14 protein-coding genes are annotated in these 19,743 nt (G+C 67.5%); 8 read left to right on the top strand and 6 right to left on the bottom strand.

All coding sequences use genetic code 11. The features are described 5' to 3' along the window. Positions 1-2: 2 nt before the first annotated feature. On the top strand, positions 3-3,335 hold the full coding sequence (gene lysX / locus BO226_RS20865) for a bifunctional lysylphosphatidylglycerol synthetase/lysine--tRNA ligase LysX (RefSeq protein ID WP_442971519.1): 3,333 nt from the start codon (positions 3-5) through the stop codon (positions 3,333-3,335). Positions 3,336-3,379: 44 nt separating this feature from the next. Continuing rightward, complete coding sequence (locus tag BO226_RS20860) at positions 3,380-3,979, top strand: histidine phosphatase family protein (protein ID WP_064256005.1); 600 nt, start codon at positions 3,380-3,382, stop codon at positions 3,977-3,979. Positions 3,980-4,035: 56 nt separating this feature from the next. Here BO226_RS20860 and BO226_RS20855 read toward each other — a convergent pair whose 3' ends face one another. Next, the gene (locus tag BO226_RS20855; protein ID WP_024102596.1) at positions 4,036-4,518 is read right to left on the bottom strand and encodes a nuclear transport factor 2 family protein; all 483 of its coding nucleotides are present in this window, start codon (positions 4,516-4,518) and stop codon (positions 4,036-4,038) included. A gap of 179 nt (positions 4,519-4,697) precedes the next feature. Here BO226_RS20855 and BO226_RS20850 point away from each other — a divergent pair, with 179 nt between their 5' ends. Beyond that, positions 4,698-5,339 carry an MSMEG_1061 family FMN-dependent PPOX-type flavoprotein gene (locus BO226_RS20850; RefSeq protein WP_006553337.1) on the top strand — a complete coding sequence of 214 codons (642 nt, stop codon included), beginning with the start codon at positions 4,698-4,700 and terminating at the stop codon, positions 5,337-5,339. A 36-nt stretch (positions 5,340-5,375) separates the two neighbouring features. Beyond that, a complete protein-coding gene (locus BO226_RS20845; protein ID WP_064256006.1) occupies positions 5,376-6,287 on the top strand; it encodes an SDR family NAD(P)-dependent oxidoreductase in 912 nt (303 codons plus the stop codon). A 3-nt stretch (positions 6,288-6,290) separates the two neighbouring features. Here the strand turns inward: BO226_RS20845 and BO226_RS20840 are convergent, their stop codons facing one another. Both BO226_RS20840 and BO226_RS20835 read right to left on the bottom strand, forming a co-directional pair. Then, positions 6,291-7,079: a cutinase family protein gene (locus BO226_RS20840; RefSeq protein WP_006553335.1), complete on the bottom strand. Its 789-nt coding sequence runs from the start codon at positions 7,077-7,079 to the stop codon at positions 6,291-6,293. 254 nt (positions 7,080-7,333) lie between these two features. Then, on the bottom strand, positions 7,334-8,104 hold the full coding sequence (locus tag BO226_RS20835; protein ID WP_231911986.1) for a hypothetical protein: 771 nt from the start codon (positions 8,102-8,104) through the stop codon (positions 7,334-7,336). 189 nt (positions 8,105-8,293) lie between these two features. Between BO226_RS20835 and BO226_RS20830 the strand changes: the two genes are divergently transcribed. After that, a complete protein-coding gene (locus BO226_RS20830) occupies positions 8,294-8,776 on the top strand; it encodes a DoxX family protein (RefSeq protein ID WP_064256009.1) in 483 nt (160 codons plus the stop codon). A gap of 144 nt (positions 8,777-8,920) precedes the next feature. On the opposite strand, the gene BO226_RS20825 is transcribed toward BO226_RS20830, so the two are convergent. The 3 genes from BO226_RS20825 to BO226_RS20815 all read right to left on the bottom strand — a co-directional run bounded on the left by BO226_RS20825 (position 8,921) and on the right by BO226_RS20815 (position 15,830). Then, positions 8,921-10,372 (bottom strand): glutamate synthase subunit beta, encoded by a 1,452-nt coding sequence (locus BO226_RS20825; RefSeq protein WP_006553332.1) that lies wholly within the window; start codon positions 10,370-10,372, stop codon positions 8,921-8,923. Continuing rightward, entirely contained in the window at positions 10,365-14,960 is a 4,596-nt protein-coding gene (gene gltB, locus BO226_RS20820) for a glutamate synthase large subunit (protein WP_064256010.1), read from the bottom strand. Before gltB ends, BO226_RS20825 begins: the two co-directional genes overlap by 8 nt. 300 nt (positions 14,961-15,260) lie before the next feature. Then, positions 15,261-15,830: a TetR/AcrR family transcriptional regulator gene (locus BO226_RS20815; RefSeq protein ID WP_269064397.1), complete on the bottom strand. Its 570-nt coding sequence runs from the start codon at positions 15,828-15,830 to the stop codon at positions 15,261-15,263. Between the two features lie 59 nt (positions 15,831-15,889). Here BO226_RS20815 and BO226_RS20810 point away from each other — a divergent pair, with 59 nt between their 5' ends. The 3 genes from BO226_RS20810 (at position 15,890) to BO226_RS20800 (ending at position 19,697) form a co-directional block, all read left to right on the top strand. Beyond that, positions 15,890-16,918 carry an FAD-dependent monooxygenase gene (locus BO226_RS20810; protein ID WP_064256011.1) on the top strand — a complete coding sequence of 343 codons (1,029 nt, stop codon included), beginning with the start codon at positions 15,890-15,892 and terminating at the stop codon, positions 16,916-16,918. Between the two features lie 94 nt (positions 16,919-17,012). Continuing rightward, positions 17,013-17,330, top strand: coding sequence for a type VII secretion target (locus BO226_RS20805; protein ID WP_039584141.1), 318 nt, complete (start codon positions 17,013-17,015; stop codon positions 17,328-17,330). Continuing rightward, positions 17,331-19,697 carry a TPR repeat region-containing protein gene (locus BO226_RS20800; protein ID WP_064256012.1) on the top strand — a complete coding sequence of 789 codons (2,367 nt, stop codon included), beginning with the start codon at positions 17,331-17,333 and terminating at the stop codon, positions 19,695-19,697. It abuts the gene before it with no gap. Positions 19,698-19,743: the final 46 nt, after the last annotated feature.

Raw genomic sequence — 19,743 nt, 5'->3', positions numbered from 1 at the left:
CCATGTCTGCGGATTCCGCCGCTCCTGTCGAGCGCCCGCGTCCGGTGGAGGACGCCCGACCGCCCTCCCGGCCGTCGCTGACCGACCGTGTCGGTGGACGTCTGTCCGCCGTACCGCACATCTTCGGCCTGATCCTGGGCATCTACGCGGTCGTGGTCGCATTGTGGTCGATCTCCCCGACCCTGCGTTACTGGATCCACGCCCCGCGCGAATATCTCGACGAGTACTACTTCGACGCCCCCGACACGAGCCTGTCGTTCGCGCTCGTCCTCGGCCTGCTCGCCGGTGCGATCGCCGGCCGAAAACGCATCGCGTGGTGGATCCTGACGATCTACCTCGGCGGATTCTCCATCACCAATCTCGTGATGAGCATCGTCGAGCGCGACCCGAACCACCTCGTCGCGTTGGTCGTCCACCTGCTGATCGTCGCGCTCCTGCTGCTGTCCTATCCCGAGTTCTACACGCGCGTGCGGCGCGGAAACGCCTGGGCCGCACTCGGTGTGCTCGTGGGTGGTCTGGTCGTCGCGACGCTCATCGGCTGGGGCCTGGTGGAACTGTTCCCCGGCACCCTGCCCGCTACCGACCGGTTCCTGTGGGCGCTCAACCGCGTCACCGCGCTGACGTTCATCGACAACGACCAGTTCGGTGGCCGCCCGAACGGGCTGGTCAACACGATCCTCGGCCTCCTCGGCGCCCTCGCCGTGCTCGCGGCGGTCGTGGTGCTGTTCCGTTCACAGCGAGCGAGCAACGCGCTCACCGGCAGTGACGAATCGGCCATCCGCGGTCTGCTCGCCCAGAGCGACGATTCGCTCGGCTACTTCGCGACCCGCCGCGACAAGGCCGTGGTGTTCGCCCCCAGCGGCAAGGCCGCGGTGACCTACCGCGTCGAACTCGGCGTGTGCCTCGCGAGCGGTGATCCGATCGGCAACCCCGAAGCGTGGCCACACGCCATCGACGAATGGCTCGACCTCGCCCGCGCCTATGGGTGGACACCCGCGGTGATGGGAGCGAGCGAGGACGGTGCGACGGCCTACCACCGTGCGGGTCTGAACGCGCTGCAACTCGGCGACGAGGCCGTCCTGCTCACCCGCGACTTCAGTCTCGCCGGACGCGACATGCGACCGGTGCGGCAGGCCGTCAACCGCGCCCGCAAACACGGTGTGACCGCGCGGATCATGCGTCACCGCGAACTGTCACCCATCGAGCTGTCGGCGGCGATCCAGCGCGCCGAGGCCTGGCGCGACACCGAAAACGAGCGCGGTTTCTCGATGGCCCTCGGCCGGCTCGGCGACCCGCTCGACGGCGACTGCCTGCTCGTCGAAGCGGTCGCGGACGGCAAGGTCGTCGCGATGCTCTCGCTCGTGCCCTGGGGATCGGACGGCGTGTCACTCGACCTCATGCGCCGCGACCCGCAGGCCCCCAACGGCGTCGTCGAACTCATGGTCTCCGAGCTCGCCTCACGCGGTGCCGAATTCGACGTCGAGCGGATCTCGTTGAACTTCGCGGTCTTCCGGTCGGTCTTCGAGGAGGGCGCGCGGATCGGTGCCGGCCCGATCCTGCGGTTGTGGCGGTCGATCCTGCTGTTCTTCTCACGGTGGTGGCAGCTCGAGGCGTTGTACCGGTCCAACGTCAAGTACCACCCCGAATGGGTGCCCCGCTTCCTGTGTTTCCGCGACAACCGGCTCATCCCGCGCGTCGCGCTCGCGTCGGCGATCGCCGAGGGCTTCCTCACCCTCCCCACCTTCGGTCGCCGGAACACCCAGCAGCACACGGGAACACACTCGGCGTTCCCCGAGGACCAGGTGGCCGCGGCAGAACTGCACGACGACGGCAGCGCACCCGACGTCGAGCTTGCCGAGGGCACGCCCGCCGTCTCGCACGGACGTCGCCGCCCCGAACAGGTCCAGGTGCGGATGAACACCCTGCAGCGGATCGTCGAGCACGGTGTCGATCCCTATCCGGTCGCGCATCCCCCGACCCACACGGCCGCCGAGGCCCGGGCCGCGAAGTCCGGCACCCCGGTGACCGTGGCGGGACGCCTGCTGCGCATCCGCAACTTCGGCGGTGTGCTGTTCGCGGTGCTGCGCGACTGGTCGGGCGACATCCAGATCCTCATCGACCGGCAACGGGTTGCCGGACAACGCTTCCTGTTCGACCTCGGTGACCTCGTCGAGGTGTCGGGCGAGGTGGGACGCAGCCGCACCGGCGAGATCTCGGTGCTCGCCGACTCGTGGCGCATCGACGGCAAGTGCCTGCATCCGCTGCCCGACAAGTACCACGGCCTCGTCGACCCGGAAGCCCGCGTGCGGCAACGCTATCTGCATCTCGCGATCGACCGCGGGGCACGCGACCACCTCGCGGCACGCAGCGCGGTGGTGCGGTCGCTACGCGACGAACTGCAGGCGCGCGGCTATCTCGAGGTGGAGACCCCCATCCTGCAGTCGGTGCACGGCGGCGCGAACGCCGCACCGTTCATCACGCACATCAACGCCTACGACGCCGATCTGTACCTGCGGATCGCCCCCGAGCTGTATCTGAAGCGGTTGTGCGTCGCGGGCATGGCGAAGGTCTTCGAGATCGGCCGGGTGTTCCGCAACGAGGGTGCGGATTTCAAGCACAACCCGGAGTTCACGATCCTCGAGGCATACGAGGCGCACAGCGACTACGAGAAGATGCGGGTGGTCGCACGCGAGTTGATCCAGGCAGCGGCCCGCGCGGCACACGGACGCGAGATCATCCTGCGGCCTGGACCCGACGGTATCCCGGTCGAGATCGACATCTCCGGCGAGTGGCCCGTCAAGACCTTCCACGACGCGATCTCCGAGGCGCTCGGGACGTTCGTCGACGCGCAGACCCCCGTCGACGTCCTGCGACGCCTGTGCGACGAGCACGAGATCCCTTACAACCCGGCCTGGGACGCCGGCGCCACCGCGCAGGAGATGTACGAGCACCTCGTCGAATCGAAGACGGAGTTCCCCACCTTCTACACCGACTTCCCGACCTCGGTGTCGCCGTTGACCCGGCCGCACCCTCGCAAGCCGGGTGTCGCGGCGAAGTGGGACCTGGTCGCCTGGGGTGTCGAGCTGGGGACCGCCTACAGCGAGCTCACCGATCCGCTCGACCAGCGTGCTCGCCTCACGGAGCAGTCGCTGCTCGCCGCGGGCGGTGACGAGGAGGCGATGGAACTCGACGAGGAGTTCCTCGAAGCACTCGAATACGCGATGCCTCCCACCGGCGGCCTCGGTATGGGTGTCGACCGGATCGTGATGCTCGTACTCGGAGGGAGCATTCGCGAGTCGCTGGCGTTCCCGTTCACGAAGCCGCGGCGCTCCTGACGGGTGGTTTCACGTGAAACCGCTCCACCTGGCATCGTGAGGTCGTGCAGCTACTCCTGATCCGTCACGCCGAGCCGAACAACGCCCGCGCCGAGACCGGGGGCGCCGACCCGCCGCTCACGGAGGCCGGTCGTCTCCAGGCGTCGCGGTTGCCGGACTCGCTGTCCCCCTACAACATCACCCGCCTGTTCTCGAGCCCGCAGTTGCGGGCCCTGCAGACGGCCGAGCCGGTCGCGGAACGACGCGGGCTCGACGTGGAGAAGATGGAGGACATCGCCGAGTACGACTACGGCCACGACCACTACTTCACGATCGACGCCGCGAAGGACGTCGCACCGGCCGCCTACAAGCGCATCCTGGCAGGTCACCTGCCCGATTTCGTGGACGGGGACGCCTTCCGCACGCGGGTGCTGCGAGGGATCGACCACGTGGTGGACACGTGCGACCACGCCGAGACCGTGGCGCTGTTCGCCCACGGTGGGGTCGTGAACATCGTGCTGCAGCACCTGCTCGAGCTGCCCCGGCCGCTGATGTTCCCCATCGAGTACGCGTCGGTGACGCGCATCCTCGTCTCACGCAGCGGCGCGCGCCGCGTCGCGTCGATCAACGAGACCGGGCACGTACGCGACACCCTGCGCGTCTGAGCGCCCCGGGAGCCGGCCGCGGGTGAGCCCCCAGCGCCCACCCGCGAGTCGTGGGTTCAGCGCCGTGCGCTCGCGAGGAGATCGCGGGCGGCGGTGCTGCCGTCGAGCAACCGCGACGTGCGGCGCACGATCTTCCAGCTGCCGTCGATCCGGGCGAGTTCGAAACGATTGGCGCTCACCCGCCACACCCGGAACGAATCCGAATCGGCGTTGCGGCGCAGCAGCAGGGAGTGGCAGGTCGCGACGGCGGTGTCGCCGTCGACCCGGATGTGCACCGGGTCGAGCAGATGACCGCAGCCCTCCTCGATGTAGTCCTGGTGCGGTCGGGTGCGCACCATCTTCATGATGGCGTCGCGACCCTCCATCAGGCGGATGTCGACGTCGTAGACGGCGTCCTCGGCCCACAGTTCCCCCACCGCCTCGGCGTCCCCGGCGTCGACGGCCGGGCCGTAGGCCGTGAGGACCTCGTGGATCGCAGCCTTGTCCTCGAGGAGCTGTACGCGTTCGAGGAGGGAGGCCAGCAGGGCGGAGTCGGTCATCTCGATCCTTCCGGGCGGGGGCGTCGCCACCCGTTCTACCGGGGTCCGGAGTCCTGCCTCCCGGGTCGTCCCGGTGACCGGAAGCAATCGACTGTGCAGCCCCTGACCAGGGCATGACACGGACGCCGACGTGATCTTCCCGTGCAGGATTGATACGGTCACCGCCGGAGGTGCACCGGATGGATGCGGACAGGATCGACGAACTCGTACAGGGCGGGATACGGACACAGGACGAGCTCGAGGCCGTCCTGGGCATTCCGCACCCGGCGATCGTCGACAAGGCGCGACCACACCTGACGCCGCTCATCAGGCATTTCCTGTCGCTGGCGCGGTTCTTCACGATCGCCACCGCCGACGCCGTCGGCAACTGCGACTGCTCGCCGCGCGGCGACATCGAGTCGGCGGTGCTCGTCCTCGACGACCACACGATCGCGCTGCCCGACCGGCCCGGCAATCGCCGCGCCGACTCGTACCGGAACATCCTCGAGAACCCTCACGTCGGGCTGCTGTTCTTCGTCCCCGGCGACGAGGAGGTGCTGCGGATCAACGGCCGCGCCACGCTGTCGACCGACCCCGACCTGCTCGGGAAGCTGTCGCTGCAGAACAAGCCGGCGCAGCTCGCTGTGATCGTGCAGATCGACGAGGTCTTCCTGCACTGCGCGCGGGCGTTGCTCCGCGCCAAGCTGTGGGATCCGTCGACCTATCCCGACCGCGCGGCGGTCCCCTCGATGCGCGACATGCACGCCGAACTCCACTCGATCGAGATCCCGGCCGACGCCGAGCCGGGCAAACGCGAGCTCTACCGCGAGTTCCTGTACTGACCGGACCACACGCGGCGCGTGCGTCACGATGGTGGGGTGACCTCTCGGATCGCCCAGATACGCCGCTGGCGCGCCGGCGCTGCACTACGCAGCCGCCTGCGCGACCTGACCGGCGCCCTCGTCGTCGTCACCGGTGGTGGTAGCGGGATCGGCCGGGCCTCGGCGATCGCCTTCGCCGCCGAAGGTGCCATCGTCGTCGTGGCAGACAAGGATCTCGACAGCGCCCGCGAGACGGTGGCGCTCGTGAACGTCCCGGCTCCCGGTGCCGGAGGTTCCGAGGCCGTCTTCGGCGGCGCCGCTCACGCCTACGAACTCGACGTCTCCGACGAACAGCAGGTCCGGAAGTTCGCGCAGACCGTTCGCGAGCGGCACGGCGTCGCCGACGTGCTCGTCAACAACGCGGGCATCGGTGTCATCGGTGCCTTCGCCGACACTCCGCAGAGCGTCTTCGAGAAGGTGATGGACGTGAACTTCTGGGGAGTGGTCTACGGCTGCCGCGCCTTCACGGAGCAGATGATCGAGGCCGGCACGGGCGGGCAGATCGTCAACGTCTCGTCGGCCGCGGCGTACATGCCGCAACGCAACCTCGCCGCCTACACGACGAGCAAGGCCGGGGTGTTCATGCTGTCGGAGTGCCTGCGCGCCGAACTGCTCGAACACGGGATCGGCGTGACCGTCGTGTGTCCCGACCTGGTGGACACCAACCTCACCCGGGCGACGGAGTACGTCGCGCCGAACAAGGAACTACGAGCAGCACGACGCACCCGCACCCTCGCGATGTACCGGCGCCTGCACATCGCGCCGGAGAAGGTGGCCAAGGCGATCGTCGGGGCGGTCCGTCACAACAAGCCTGTGGTGACGGTCGCCCCGGGCGCGAAGGTCCGCAAGTGGCTGATGCGCTTCGCGCCCCGTGTCATGCGTGTGGGCGCACGATTCGACATCGATTGATGGTCAGGCCTTCGAGGCGATCCAGTCGTGCAGCCACCGCGTGGCCGTCGTTCCGCGACCGTCGACCACGTAGTTCGAGTAGTCCTGGTGGATCTGCGACTCGTAGAAGGTTCGGATCTTCTGCTCGCGCAGCTCGTTCGCCTCGGGCGTGAGCTGTAGCTGCAGCATCGGGATGCCCCCGGCGGTCATGATGTCGTTGTAGAGCGCCGTCGCCTCGTCGCGGTAGTTCTCGAGTTGCTCGAACGGGCTGCCCGCCGAGATCGCGAGGAAGCCGGCCAGTCGCGTGACGAAGTCCTCCGGCGGCGTCGAGCAGTAGAGGTCGCCCACCGCGCAGATGGTGCGCACGTTGGGCGTTACGAATCCGAAGCCTCCCGCGCGGGCACCTCCCGCACCGGTGCCGGCGACGGGCGGACCGACGAACGGGTCGAGTTCGGAGCGGCGCGGATCGGACAGCAGACCCACCGCGACGAGGCGGTGCGGACCGATCACTCCCAGCCCGGTGCCGATCTCGGCGGCGAGATCGCCTGCGGCATCGGCACCCTGGCTGTAGCCGACGAGGGCGAAGTTCGTGAGGGGGCACCGCTCGGCGGTGGCCGCGATGATGCCGCGTGCGTTGTCGACGGCGCGATTGCGGGAGGCCGCGTACACGTCGCCCTCCCACGGAAAGGCCGTGGCGGGATACGCGACGTAGTCGACGCGGGCGCCGGCGGGAAGATTGGACGTGACCTGGGCGAGCATGCCGTTCCCGCGGCCGGGGTCGGGGGTGTTCGAGGTCTCCCATGTTCCAGGCACAGCGACCACGTTCAGGGTCGGACATCCGGGCGGATCGGCTTGCGCCGCAGGCATTGCGGCGAATACTGCTGCACATGCCGCCACTGCGGCCACCGTTGCCGCCCACACTCTTCTCATAGCCATGTCCCCGCCCCGCTACTGTCCTGGTGCCGCGTCCCTCCCCGGCAGTATCGAGTAGAAGGATGACATATTCGTGAACCGGATGTGATGTATCCGAGTCCGGAACGTTGTCGGTAAACGACGGGGCCGGCGGATCAGCCGCGGACGACGGTCACCTGTCCCCCACCGATGTTCGTCACGAAGACGTTGCCCGTCCCGTAGTCGACCGCCGTTCCCGGAACCGGCCGCTCGACGACGCTCCCTTCGGCGGTCGAGGTGGCTTCCGCGACGACGATGTCGGGCCCGAAAAGGTTTGTCACATAGATGTTTCCGCTGAACGGATCGGTGACCACCGCGCCCGGCGGAGGCGGTGGCGGGGCCGGGAGCTCCGCCGGCGCGACGGCACGGTCGACGACCGTGACACCGCCCGTACCGACATTCGTGACGAAGACGCCGTCGGTTCCCGCGTCGAGGATCAGCTCCGGCATCCCGGGGAGCGGAGCCTGTGCAGGCCCCGCAACGGGCTCGGGCGTGACCTCCGTCCGGTGCACCGTGACCGCACCGGTACCGACATTGGTGACGGCGACGTTGCCGAGCCCGCCGTCGACCCGCATCTCCACGAGCGCGGTGGACACCTCGGTGCGTCCCGGGACACGCCCCTCGGGATGCGTGACGGTCACGGCGCCGGCACCCACGTTGGTGATGCATGCGTTGCCGACGCCGCCCTGGAGTCCGAGCAGGCGGGGACCGTCGAATCCGAAAACCGGTGGGACGGGCTCGGCGCCGTCGATCGTCACGAGCCCGCCACCGTTGCGGATGCACGCGTCCGCAGGGTCCGCGGTCGCGGTGGGAGCCGCCGCGACGGCAGCCACGACGGCACCCGCACCCATCACGACCGTCGCCAGTGCCCGTCTCGTAGCCGTCATGCGCAGAACCATAACGGGTGCGACGCCCGGCGACACGGAAATATCACAAGCGCAGCGCGTCCGGTGGTCCCTGTCGAGCGGATTTCTGTGGATCCACCCCCGGAAAGCAGGGGCAGCTCCACCGAAACCGGAGGAACGATGACCAAGCACCCCGCATGTAAGGGTAGGCATGCTTTACTTCCGCACGTGATGAACTCAGTGCGCCATTGGCCGGACCTTTTCGGCGATCACGCCGTCGCCGCCTTCCGCATCGCCGTCGGTTTCCTGTTCCTCTGCCACGGCACCACGAGCCTGTGGGCGTGGCCGGCGGAACCCTACGGCGGAGCCACCGCACAACTCGGCGCATGGCCCGGCTGGTGGGGTGCGATCATCCAGGTCGTGTGCGGCACCGCCCTGATCGTCGGTCTCGGTACCCGGCTCGCGGCCTTCCTCGGCTCCGGATCGATGGCGTACGCCTACTTCTGGGGCCACCAGGCCGACGGCGCACTGCCCATCCAGAACGACGGTGAATCCGCCGCGCTGTTCTGCTGGGCGATGTTCGTCCTGATCTTCCTCGGCTCCGGATCGTGGGCCGTGGATCGCCTCCTCGCGCGGCGGCGCGAGGAGGCCACACCCGAACCGGCGCCGGCCACCGCAACCGACACCGATCCCGCGTCGCTCGTCGACGCCTGACCCCACCCACGAACGCCGCCCCCCCGAACGCCACTGGGCCGCACACCTTCCGGTGTGCGGCCCAGTGGTCGTACCTCGTTCAGCGCTGCGACGCTGGAGCGCTCAACTCTCCGGCGCCACTCGGACGCCGGCAGATTCCCGCGTTCAGCGCTGCGGCATCGTGGTGGTCGCGATCGGCGCCGGCAACGCCGTCTCACCCTCGAGGAAGCGGTCCACCGCAGCGGCGCACGCGCGACCCTCGGCGATCGCCCAGACGATGAGCGACTGTCCGCGACCCATGTCGCCGGCGACGAAGACACCGTCGACGTTGGTGGACCACTCCGACGAACGGGCGACGTTGCCACGCTGGTCGAAGTCGACCCCGAGATCGGTGAGCAGACCCGGCTTCTCGGCGCCGGTGAAGCCCATCGCGAGCAGCACCAGATCGGCCTCGAGTTCGAAGTCGCTTCCTTCGACCTTCTCGAAGCGACCGTCGACCATCTGCACCTCGTGCGCCTTCAGCGCGGTGACCTTGCCGTCCTTGCCGATGAATTCCTCGGTGTTGACGGAGAAGACGCGCTCGCCGCCCTCCTCGTGCGCCGACGAGACGCGGTACATGAGGGGGTAGGTCGGCCACGGGGTGGACTCGGCGCGCTGCTCCGGCGGCCGCGGCATGATCTCGAACTGGTGGACGCTCTCCGCACCCTGACGGTGCGAGGTGCCCAGGCAGTCGGCGCCGGTGTCGCCACCGCCGATGATGACGACCTTCTTACCCTCGGCCGTGATGGTCGGGGCCGGCAGATCGCCGAGCTGCACGCGGTTGGCGATCGGCAGGAACTCCATCGCCTGGTGGATCCCGTCGAGCTCGCGTCCGGGGATCTGCAGGTCGCGGGCGACGGTCGCGCCGCCGGCGAGCACCACGGCGTCGAACTGCTCGCGCAGCTCATCGGCGGTTATGTCGACACCCACGTTCACGCCCGGCTTGAAGACGGTGCCCTCGGCCTCCATCTGCGCGAGACGGCGGTCGATGAAGCGCTTCTCCATCTTGAACTCGGGGATGCCGTAACGGAGAAGACCACCGATGCGGTCGGCCCGCTCGAACACCGTCACCGAGTGACCGGCACGCGTGAGCTGCTGTGCCGCAGCGAGACCGGCAGGCCCGGAGCCGACTACCGCGACCTTGCGGCCGGTGAGCTTCGACGGCGGAACCGGCTTGACGCGGCCGTCGTCGAAGGCCTTCTCGACCAGCTCGACCTCGACCTGCTTGATGGTCACCGGGTCCTGGTTGATGCCGAGCACGCACGACGCCTCGCAGGGCGCCGGGCAGAGCCGGCCGGTGAACTCGGGGAAGTTGTTCGTGGCGTGGAGACGCTCGATCCCGTCCTCCCACTTACCCTTGTAGGCGAGGTCGTTCCACTCGGGGATGAGATTCCCGAGCGGGCAACCGTTGTGGCAAAAGGGGATACCGCAGTCCATGCAACGGCTTGCCTGGGTCCGGAGGGTGTCGAGCGGGAACGGCTCGTAGACCTCCTTCCAGTCGAGGAGTCGCAGCGGGACAGGCCGGCGGACCGGCGTCTCGCGGGAACCGTGCTTGAGGAAACCGGTGGGATCAGCCACGAGCAGCCTCCATGATCGCCTCGTCCACGTTCGCACCACGGATGGTGGCGTCCTTGATAGCCATGAGTACCTTCTTGTAATCGCGAGGCATGACCTTCGCGAAGTGGCTGACCTGTTGTGACCAGTCGGCCAGGATGCGGGCTGCGACCTCGGAGCCCGTTTCGTCACGATGCCGTTCGACGGCGCCCTTGAGCCACGCGAAGTCCTCGCCCTCGAGATCCTCGAGGTCGACCAGCTCGGTGTTCAGGTTGTTCTCGAAGTCCTTGTCCGGGTTGTACACGAACGCGACGCCACCGGACATGCCCGCACCGAAGTTGCGACCGGTCTTGCCGAGGATGACGACCTTGCCACCCGTCATGTACTCGCAGCCGTGGTCGCCGACGCCTTCGACGACGGCCGTGGCTCCGGAGTTGCGGACCGCGAAGCGCTCACCCGCGATGCCACGGATGAGGACCTCACCCGAGGTGGCACCGAACAGGATGACGTTGCCGGCGATGATGTTGTCCTCGGGCACGAAACCCTCGGCCGCATTGTGCGGCGGGCGCACGATGATGCGACCACCCGACAGGCCCTTGCCGACGAAGTCGTTCGCGTCGCCGTTGAGCCGCATCGTGATGCCGCGCGGGACGAACGCACCGAAGCTGTTGCCGGCCGAACCTGCGAAGGTGATGTCGATCGTGTTGTCCGGCAACCCTTCCACACCGTACTTCTTGGTGAGCTCGTGGCCGAGCATCGTGCCGACGGTGCGGTTGACGTTGGTGATCGGAGTGTCGAACGAGACCGACGTACCCGACTCGAGAGCGGGCTGCGCTTTCGCGATCAGCTCGTTGTCGAGTGCCTTGTCGAGAGCGTGGTACTGCTCCTTGGTGCAGTGCATGTCCTGCCCCCCGAAGATCGGGGAGATGACCTTCTCGAGCAGCGGCGACAGGTCGAGCTTCGACGCGCGGTAGTGCTCGACGGCCTTGCGGGTGTCGAGGACGTCCACCTGGCCGATGGCCTCGTCGAGACTGCGGAAACCGAGTTCGGCGAGGTACTCGCGCACCTCTTCGGCGATGTACAGCATGAAGTTCTCGACGAACTCCGGCTTGCCGGTGAACCGCTTGCGCAGCACCGGGTTCTGCGTCGCGACACCCACGGGGCAGGTGTCGAGGTGGCACACACGCATCATGATGCAGCCCGAGACCACGAGCGGCGCGGTCGCGAAACCGTACTCCTCGGCGCCGAGGAGAGCGGCGACCACGACGTCGCGGCCGGTCTTCATCTGGCCGTCGACCTGCACGACGATGCGGTCGCGCAGACCGTTGAGCATCAGCGTCTGCTGGGTCTCGGCGAGACCGATCTCCCAGGGAGCACCCGCGTGCTTGAGGGAGGTCAGCGGCGACGCGCCGGTACCACCGTCGTGACCCGAGATGAGCACGACGTCGGCGTGTGCCTTCGACACACCCGCGGCGACCGTGCCGACACCGAGCTCGGAGACCAGCTTCACGTGGATGCGGGCCTTCGGGTTGGCGTTCTTCAGGTCGTGGATCAGCTGCGCGAGATCCTCGATCGAGTAGATGTCGTGGTGCGGCGGCGGCGAGATCAGGCCGACGCCGGGCGTCGAACCACGGACCTCGGCGACCCACGGGTACACCTTGTGCGGCGGCAGCTGGCCGCCCTCACCGGGCTTCGCGCCCTGCGCCATCTTGATCTGGATGTCGGTGCAGTTGCTCAGGTAGTGCGCGGTCACACCGAAGCGACCCGAGGCGACCTGCTTGATCGCCGAGCGCCGCCAGTCGCCGTTCTCGTCCGGGGTGAAACGGCTCGGATGCTCGCCGCCCTCACCGGAGTTCGAGCGGCCACCGAGACGGTTCATCGCGATCGCGAGGGTCTCGTGCGCCTCGGCCGAGATGGAGCCGTAGCTCATCGCACCGGTCGAGAAGCGCTTGACGATCTCGCTCGCCGGCTCGACCTCGTCGAGCGGCACCGGCGGGCGCACGCCCTTCTTGAACTCGAACAGACCGCGCAGCGACGCGAGTCGCTCCGACTGGTCGTCGACGAGCTTCGTGTACTCCTTGAAGATCGAGTACTGGCCGGTGCGGGTCGCGTGCTGGAGCTTGAACACCGTGTCCGGGTTGAACAGGTGGTACTCGCCCTCACGACGCCACTGGTACTCGCCACCCACCTCGAGCTCGCGGTGCGCGCGCTCGGACTGGCGGTCGAGGAAGGCCGTGCGGTGACGGGCCGCGACGTCCGCGGCGATCTCGTCGAGACCGACACCGCCGAGCTGCGACTGCAGACCGGTGAAGTACTCGTCGACGAGTTCCTGCGACAGGCCGATGACCTGGAACAGCTGCGCACCGGTGTAGGAGGCGAGCGTGGAGATGCCCATCTTGGACATCACCTTGAGCACGCCCTTCGAGGCCGCCTTGATGTAGTTGGCGATGGCCTTGTCGAGGGTCACGCCCTCGGGCAGGTCGCCGTTCTGCAACAGCTCGTCGATGCTCTCGAACGCCATGTACGGGTTGACCACGGCCGCACCGAAACCGCACAGGGCGGCGATGTGGTGGACCTCGCGGGCGTCGCCGGCCTCGACGAGCAGACCGACCTTGGTGCGGGTCTTCTCGCGGACGAGGTGGTGATGCACCGCGGAGGTGAGCAGCAGCGACGGGATCGGCGCCAGCTTCTCGTCGGACTCGCGGTCGGACAGCACGATCAGGCGTGCGCCCTTCTCGATGGCCTGCGAGACCTGCTCGCGGATCGAGGCGAGGGCGCGACGCAGACCCTCACCGCCCTCCGCGACCGGGTACAGGCCGCGGATGATGACGCTGTTGAAGCCGGGGAACTGCTTCTCGTCGTTGACGTGGATGAGCTTCTGCAGGTCGTCGTTGTCGATGACCGGCGCACCGATGAGAATCTGCCGGCACGACGCCTCGGTCGGGTTCAGCAGGTCGCCCTCGGGGCCGAGCATGCCGCCCATGCTGGTGACGATCTCCTCGCGGATGGCGTCGAGCGGCGGGTTGGTGACCTGGGCGAACAGCTGCGAGAAGAAGTCGAACAGCTGACGCGGACGCGACGACAGCACGGCGATCGGCGTGTCGGTGCCCATCGAGCCGAGCGCCTCGGCTCCGGAGGCCGCCATCGGCTTGACGAGGAGGTCGACCTCTTCGCGGGTGTAGCCGAAGACCTGCTGCCGTAGCACGACACGCTCGTGCGACATGTAGGTGTACTTGCTCTCGGGCAGATCCTCGAGACGGGTGACGCCGCCTGCGACCCACTCCTCGTAGGGATGCTCGGCGGCGAGCTCGCGCTTGATCTCCTCGTCCTCGACGATGCGGCCCTTGGCCGTGTCGACGAGGAACATGCGGCCCGGCTGCAGGCGACGCTTGCTGACGATCTTCTCGGTGGGGATGTCGAGCACACCCACCTCGGAGGCCATGACGACGAGGCCGTCGTCGGTGACCCAGGCACGCGAGGGGCGCAGGCCGTTGCGGTCGAGCACGGCGCCGATGACGGTGCCGTCGGTGAAGCACACCGAGGCCGGTCCGTCCCACGGCTCCATGAGGGCCGCGTGGTACTCGTAGAACGCGCGACGGGCCGGATCCATCGAGTCGTGGCGCTCCCACGCCTCGGGGATCATCATGAGCACGGCGTGCGGCAGGCTGCGACCACCGAGGTGCAGCAGTTCGAGCACCTCGTCGAAACGCGCGGTGTCGGACGCACCCGGCGTGCAGACCGGGAAGATCTTCTCGAGCTTGTCGCGACCGCCGAAGACCTCGGTGTCGATGAGTGCCTCACGGGCGCGCATCCAGTTGGCATTGCCCGTGACGGTGTTGATCTCGCCGTTGTGCGCCACGCGGCGGAAGGGATGCGCGAGCGGCCACGACGGGAACGTGTTGGTGGAGAACCGCGAGTGCACGAGACCGAGGGCCGAGACGACGCGCTCGTCCTGCAGGTCGCGGTAGAAGCCCTTCATCTGGGGCGTGGTGAGCATGCCCTTGTAGACGAAGGTCGACGCCGACAGGCTCGGGAAGTAGACGGTCTCGCTGCCGGGACCGTCCTCGCCCGCGCCGTGGTGGCCGAGCTCGTGCTCGGTGCGCTTGCGCACGACGTACGCGCGGCGCTCGAGCTCGAGGCCGGTGAGCGCGCGGGCGCCGGAGGCGATGAAGATCTGCCGGAAGGTGGGCATGGCGTCCTTGGCCATGGAACCCAGCTCGGACTCGTCGATCGGCACCTCGCGCCAGCCGAGGACCTCGAGGCCCTCTTCGGCGACGATGCGGTCGACCTCGGCGGCCGCGGCGTCGGCCTTGGCGGTGTCCTTGGGCAGGAACGCGATACCGGTCGCGTATGCGCCTTCGGCGGGAAGATCGAAGTCGACGACCTCACGGAAGTAGGCGTCGGGGACCTGGATCAGGATGCCGGCGCCGTCGCCGGTGTTCTGTTCCGCTCCCGCTGCACCGCGGTGTTCGAGATTCACCAGGGCGGTGATCGCCTTCTCCACGATGTCGCGACTGCGACGACCGTGCATGTCGACGACGAACGCGACGCCACAGGAGTCGTGCTCGTTCGCCGGGTGGTAGAGCCCTCGAGGCCCGGGGAGATGAGTCATACCTAGCCTTCGTTGATGCGATAGCACCGACGACCAGCAGCGCTGATGGCCATCTACTGCCGTAGACGGGTATCGGCCGGGTGCCCGATACCTTCGACATCGCCAGTATCCGCTCATCCGCGACGGTGCGGGTGCCTTTTCGGCAGCGCGAGCGTGGACCCGGCGACCGGTGGGACGTCGTGGTCCCACCGTCTTCGAAACGAACGATATGCCAGGTGGCGGGGGGTAATGCAAGCAAGCCTGCCCTATTCTTCCCCCCACCTGCGGAAACGCAGCCGTAACGCACCGGAATCGCGGGCGTCACCCTGCCGTGGAAAGCAGCATTCGCACCATTCGGGACACGCCGTCGCGCGGGTCCGGCCCGTCGTCCTGCGAGGTGCAGCGATGCAGGATCAGTCCGTCCAGGTAGTCGATGAGAACCCGCGCGGCGGTGGCGGAATCGTCGACGCCGAGGCCCGCGAGCACGGTCCCGATCCATCCGCGCAGTTCGCTGCGGCGGGTTTCGACCCCGGCACGCAGTTCGGGCGTCGCCATCGCCTCGACGAACATCGCGAAGCGTGCGCGGGTCCGCACGAGGTCGTCCCCCGTCACGAACATCACATATCCGTGCGCCAGGTCTTCGAGCTCACGTGCGTCCCCCGGCAACGCGGCGCCGATCGCCTCGAGCTGGACCCGGTCCCGCTCGAGGAGCCTGTCGAGCACCCCTTCGACGAGAGCCTGGCGGGTGCGGAAGTAGTTCGACGTGGAGCCGGCCGGCACACCGGCGATGGCATCCACGCGGCGGTGGGTGAGGGCGCGCAATCCTTCGGTCCCCACGAGTTCGATTGCGGCGTCGAGGACGGTGGCGCGTTTGTCGGTCACGAGAGACATTCTACGAGGATCACTACAAGGGTAGTGACTGTCCACTACATACGTAGTACCGTCATGACATGACCGTGAAGCCAGGCAGTGCAGCGATCCTCGGCGGCGGAATCGGAGGGCTCACCGCCGCGAACACCCTCCTCCGCCACGGATGGCACATCGACGTGTTCGAACGATCTCCGGAGCCTCCGCGCACCGGCACCGCGCTCGGGATGTGGCCTCCTGCCCTGGCCGCACTCGAAGTTGCCGGCGTCGGCGGACGGGTGGAACAACTCGGCGTGCCACAGCGCTCCGCGACGCTCAGACGCTGGGACGGTGTGGTGCTCGCCCACGTCGGGGACCTTCGCCGGGCACCGGTCATGGTTTCCCGGCCCGCCCTCCTCGACATCCTGCTGTCCGGCCTCCCCGACCACATCGTGAAGTTCGACGCCCCCGCGCCACCGCTCACGGCCCTCGCCGGATACGACGTGATGATCGGCGCGGACGGAATCGGCAGTGCGGTACGTGACGAGGTGTTCGGTCCGACCTACCGGCCCGTGCACACCGGGTACGGAGCGTGGCGCGGCTGGGTCGGCGGCTCCACCACGAACCATGGAGAAACCTGGGGTCCCGGCGCGCTCTTCGGAATCACCGACCGCGACGGCGACCTCACCAACTGGTTCGCCGCCGTCCGCACCACCGAAGGCACCGGCGGCACCCTCGACGATCTGTACGGCCGCTTCCACGACTGGCACCCCGGCGTACGCGACATCCTCGGCCGCCTCGACCCCGACGACGTCATGTACCACGACCTGTACGAATCCCCCCGCCTCCCGTCGTACGTCCGCGGCAACACCGCACTGATCGGCGACGCGGCGCATGCGATGGCACCGAATCTCGGCCGCGGCGCATGCGAAGCAATCGTCGACGCCACGACACTCGCGACGCTGTTGTCCGAGCATCCGGTACCGATCGCTCTGCAGCGCTATGACCGTGCCCGTCGACGCCGCACCCAGCTCCTCGTGCCCGCGTCACGGGCGGTCGCCAGGATCGCGACCGCGTCCCGGCTGACATCTCTCCGCGACTCCTCCATCACAGCATTCGGCCGCATCGCCTGAAACGTTCCGAAAATCACCCGGTCGAGGGAACCGATCGTCACGCTGCTGCGTCCAACCCTGATGGAACGTCTGCCGGACAGGAGTTGGTGAGCTGATGTCAGCGCTGAAGGTCGACCCGGACTCGTTGAAGAGCCTGGCCTATGCCCTGGAGGGAGAAGCCGAGACCATCTACGCGTTGGAACCGTCCGCGGCGCTCGAGTCGGTAGCGGGCGCGATGCCATCCTCAGCGGTCGGTGGTGTCGCCGGACGCGCGGGAGCACCACTCGACACCGCCTACCGCGCTATGGCCAACTGCCTGCGACGCATGGCCGAGGCCACCGAAGCGGCCGCACGGAACTACGAGGTGGCCGAGGAGGAATTCAGCCGCCAACTCGCGGCCGTCGGATCCGACTTCGAAGGAACGGCCCCGTAGATGTGGTCTCCTTCCGCGATCCGCTCGCTCGATCCGGCTGCGCTCACCACGGCTGCCGACGCGGTCGAGTCCGCAAACAACACATTCCGGGAGTCGACCCACCGCGTCGACCGGAATGTGGACTCCACATTCGGTGGATGGGACGGTGAAGGCGGGGCGGCCGCCGCGGCACGTGCGTGGAGTGATCGGGTGGCCGGCCAAGGCATCAACCGCGCTGTCGACGAGCAGGTCGACGCCCTCCGCGACGCTGCGAACACGCTCATTCCCGCCCGCGCCACCGTCGTCGGAATCGTCGACACCGCGGTTGCAGCCGGCTTCACCGTCCACGACGACGCGCGGGTCGAGGCACCCCGAACCCACACGGGCGACGCGCAGACCGACCTCGTCGTGCAAGCGGGTCTCGACGACACCGCCATGAACTTCGAGGTCCAACTGAAATCGGCGGTGCGCACATTCGACGAACTGGATCGAGACGCCGCCGTCCGACTCGAGCAGGTCAGCATCCGGCTCTCCACGTTCGGCGGGGAATTCCGTTCCCAGAACACACATTCCATCGATGCTCCGGACGGTGCTGCCGACGCTGCGCTCCTAGCATCCGGGGCTGCACGCGATACCGATCTCGAACGCATCGGACGCACCCTGTCGCTACCGTCGGGTGCGAGCATCGAGTACCTCGACGCCTTCTACAACAGCCTCGACGAGGACGAACTGGCGAACCTGCACGAGACGTACAAGACATGGGAAGCCGAAGGCAACCCCGACGCGGCGCGCTGGGCCGACGGTCTCGGCAACGGTCTGCTCATCCTTTCGAATCCCGAATACGGCGGGTCGTGGGAGTCGGTGCCGCAGGACATCCGAGACACCATTCGATACGGCTACGAACCCGACCCGAACGCCGAGCACCCCGGTGAACCACTGGACCGGCTGGATCGACTCGGCGCGATACTCGGCGAGGCCAACCCTCAGTATCGACCCGGAACCGAGATGGGCATCGAGATGAGCCGGGTCGCCGGATATATGGCGGGCATCCCCACCTACGCCGATCCCCACATCATTCCCACCCCCGACCCTTCCTATTACGACCACACGGCAAGCACATTCCTCGACCTCGCCACCCGGAACACCGACACGTCGTATCACCTGCTCACCGGCACCGACGTCGACGGCAGCCCTGCGGACTTCAGTAGGGACGAGGTGCTCGTTCCGCTGCTCACCCGCGAATGGGCCGACGACGGAGCAACTCTGGCCGGCCTGACGGAGTGGATCGCTGCCGACGCGTTGCCCGCCGACCCGGGTGACCCCGCCGCAGTAATCCGAGCCGAACGTGCGGGCGAGGCAGCCTTCGGTTTGGCCGAGGTGTTGTCTGCGCCGGAATCGGAGTGGAACTCCGACAACAACTTCAACCGTTTCCTCCATATGCCGGGTGCCTTCCGGGAAGAAACCGACCTGACCATAGGTGACGTCAATCCTGTTGCTGTCCGTTCCTTCGCGACCGCCCTGTCACCGTTCGTCGGCGACATGGTCGGTTCCGTCGACGACGCCACCGCCACCAGCGGCTTCGGTGAACTCGGCCCCGTCCCGGCGACGCGCGTATTCACCCTCATGAACACCGACCCTGCGGCAGGTGCCCTTCTCAACGGTGCAGCAATCGCGCAGGCCACCGATTTCGACCGCCGGTTCGCTCTCGAACAACTCGACGGTGTGAACAAGTACAGCTACGGAACGTATTCGGGCCGGTTGCAAAACCTCGTCGAGGTCGGTTTGAGCAGCACCTACGAGAACGAGAAGCTGGTCGAGCAGGCGGCGATCGACAACCGGAACCAGTCCAGAGCAGACGCGTATGCCGTGGCCCAAACCCTCGTCACCGGTGCGGTGACGGCGTTGCCGGGTGGCGTGGTCACGGGTCCGCTCGTGTACTCGACAGGGGTTTTGTTGCAATCCGAAATCGTCGATGCTGAAGGGCAATACGTGGGGCATCCGTCGGGGGTCGAGGGGTTCGATTCCGAAATGTATCTGACGGAGACGGGCGCCGAAAATACTCGGAGATACAACATGCTCAATGCGTTGGTCGACGCCGGAAGAGTGGATCCAGCGGACATGCCCTTCAGCCAGGCAGAGGGTCACACCATCCCTGAACGCACCAAAGCCGATGAACACGTCCTGACGAATCAAGCTGCCAGCATCATTTCGGAAAACGGGATCGATTACGGGTCCCAGGACATGTATCTCGGATCTGCCTCGAACGGAGCGGGTGACCTCCGAAATATCGTCTATGCAGACCAGAGGGACGGCACCGACGGATTTCGCGATGTGCTCGTAAACGATGTTGTTCCGGCCGGAGGAGAAAGGTGGAACTACGGCGCATGACAACAACGTGCCCGCGGGGGAACCGGAAACTCGTTACCACTCTAGT

It is taken from the genome of Rhodococcus sp. 2G (assembly GCF_001886355.1).
GTDB lineage: Bacteria > Actinomycetota > Actinomycetes > Mycobacteriales > Mycobacteriaceae > Rhodococcus > Rhodococcus pyridinivorans.
Note: the sequence above shows the minus strand (reverse complement) of the source record. Positions and strands in the feature narration are given on the sequence as shown.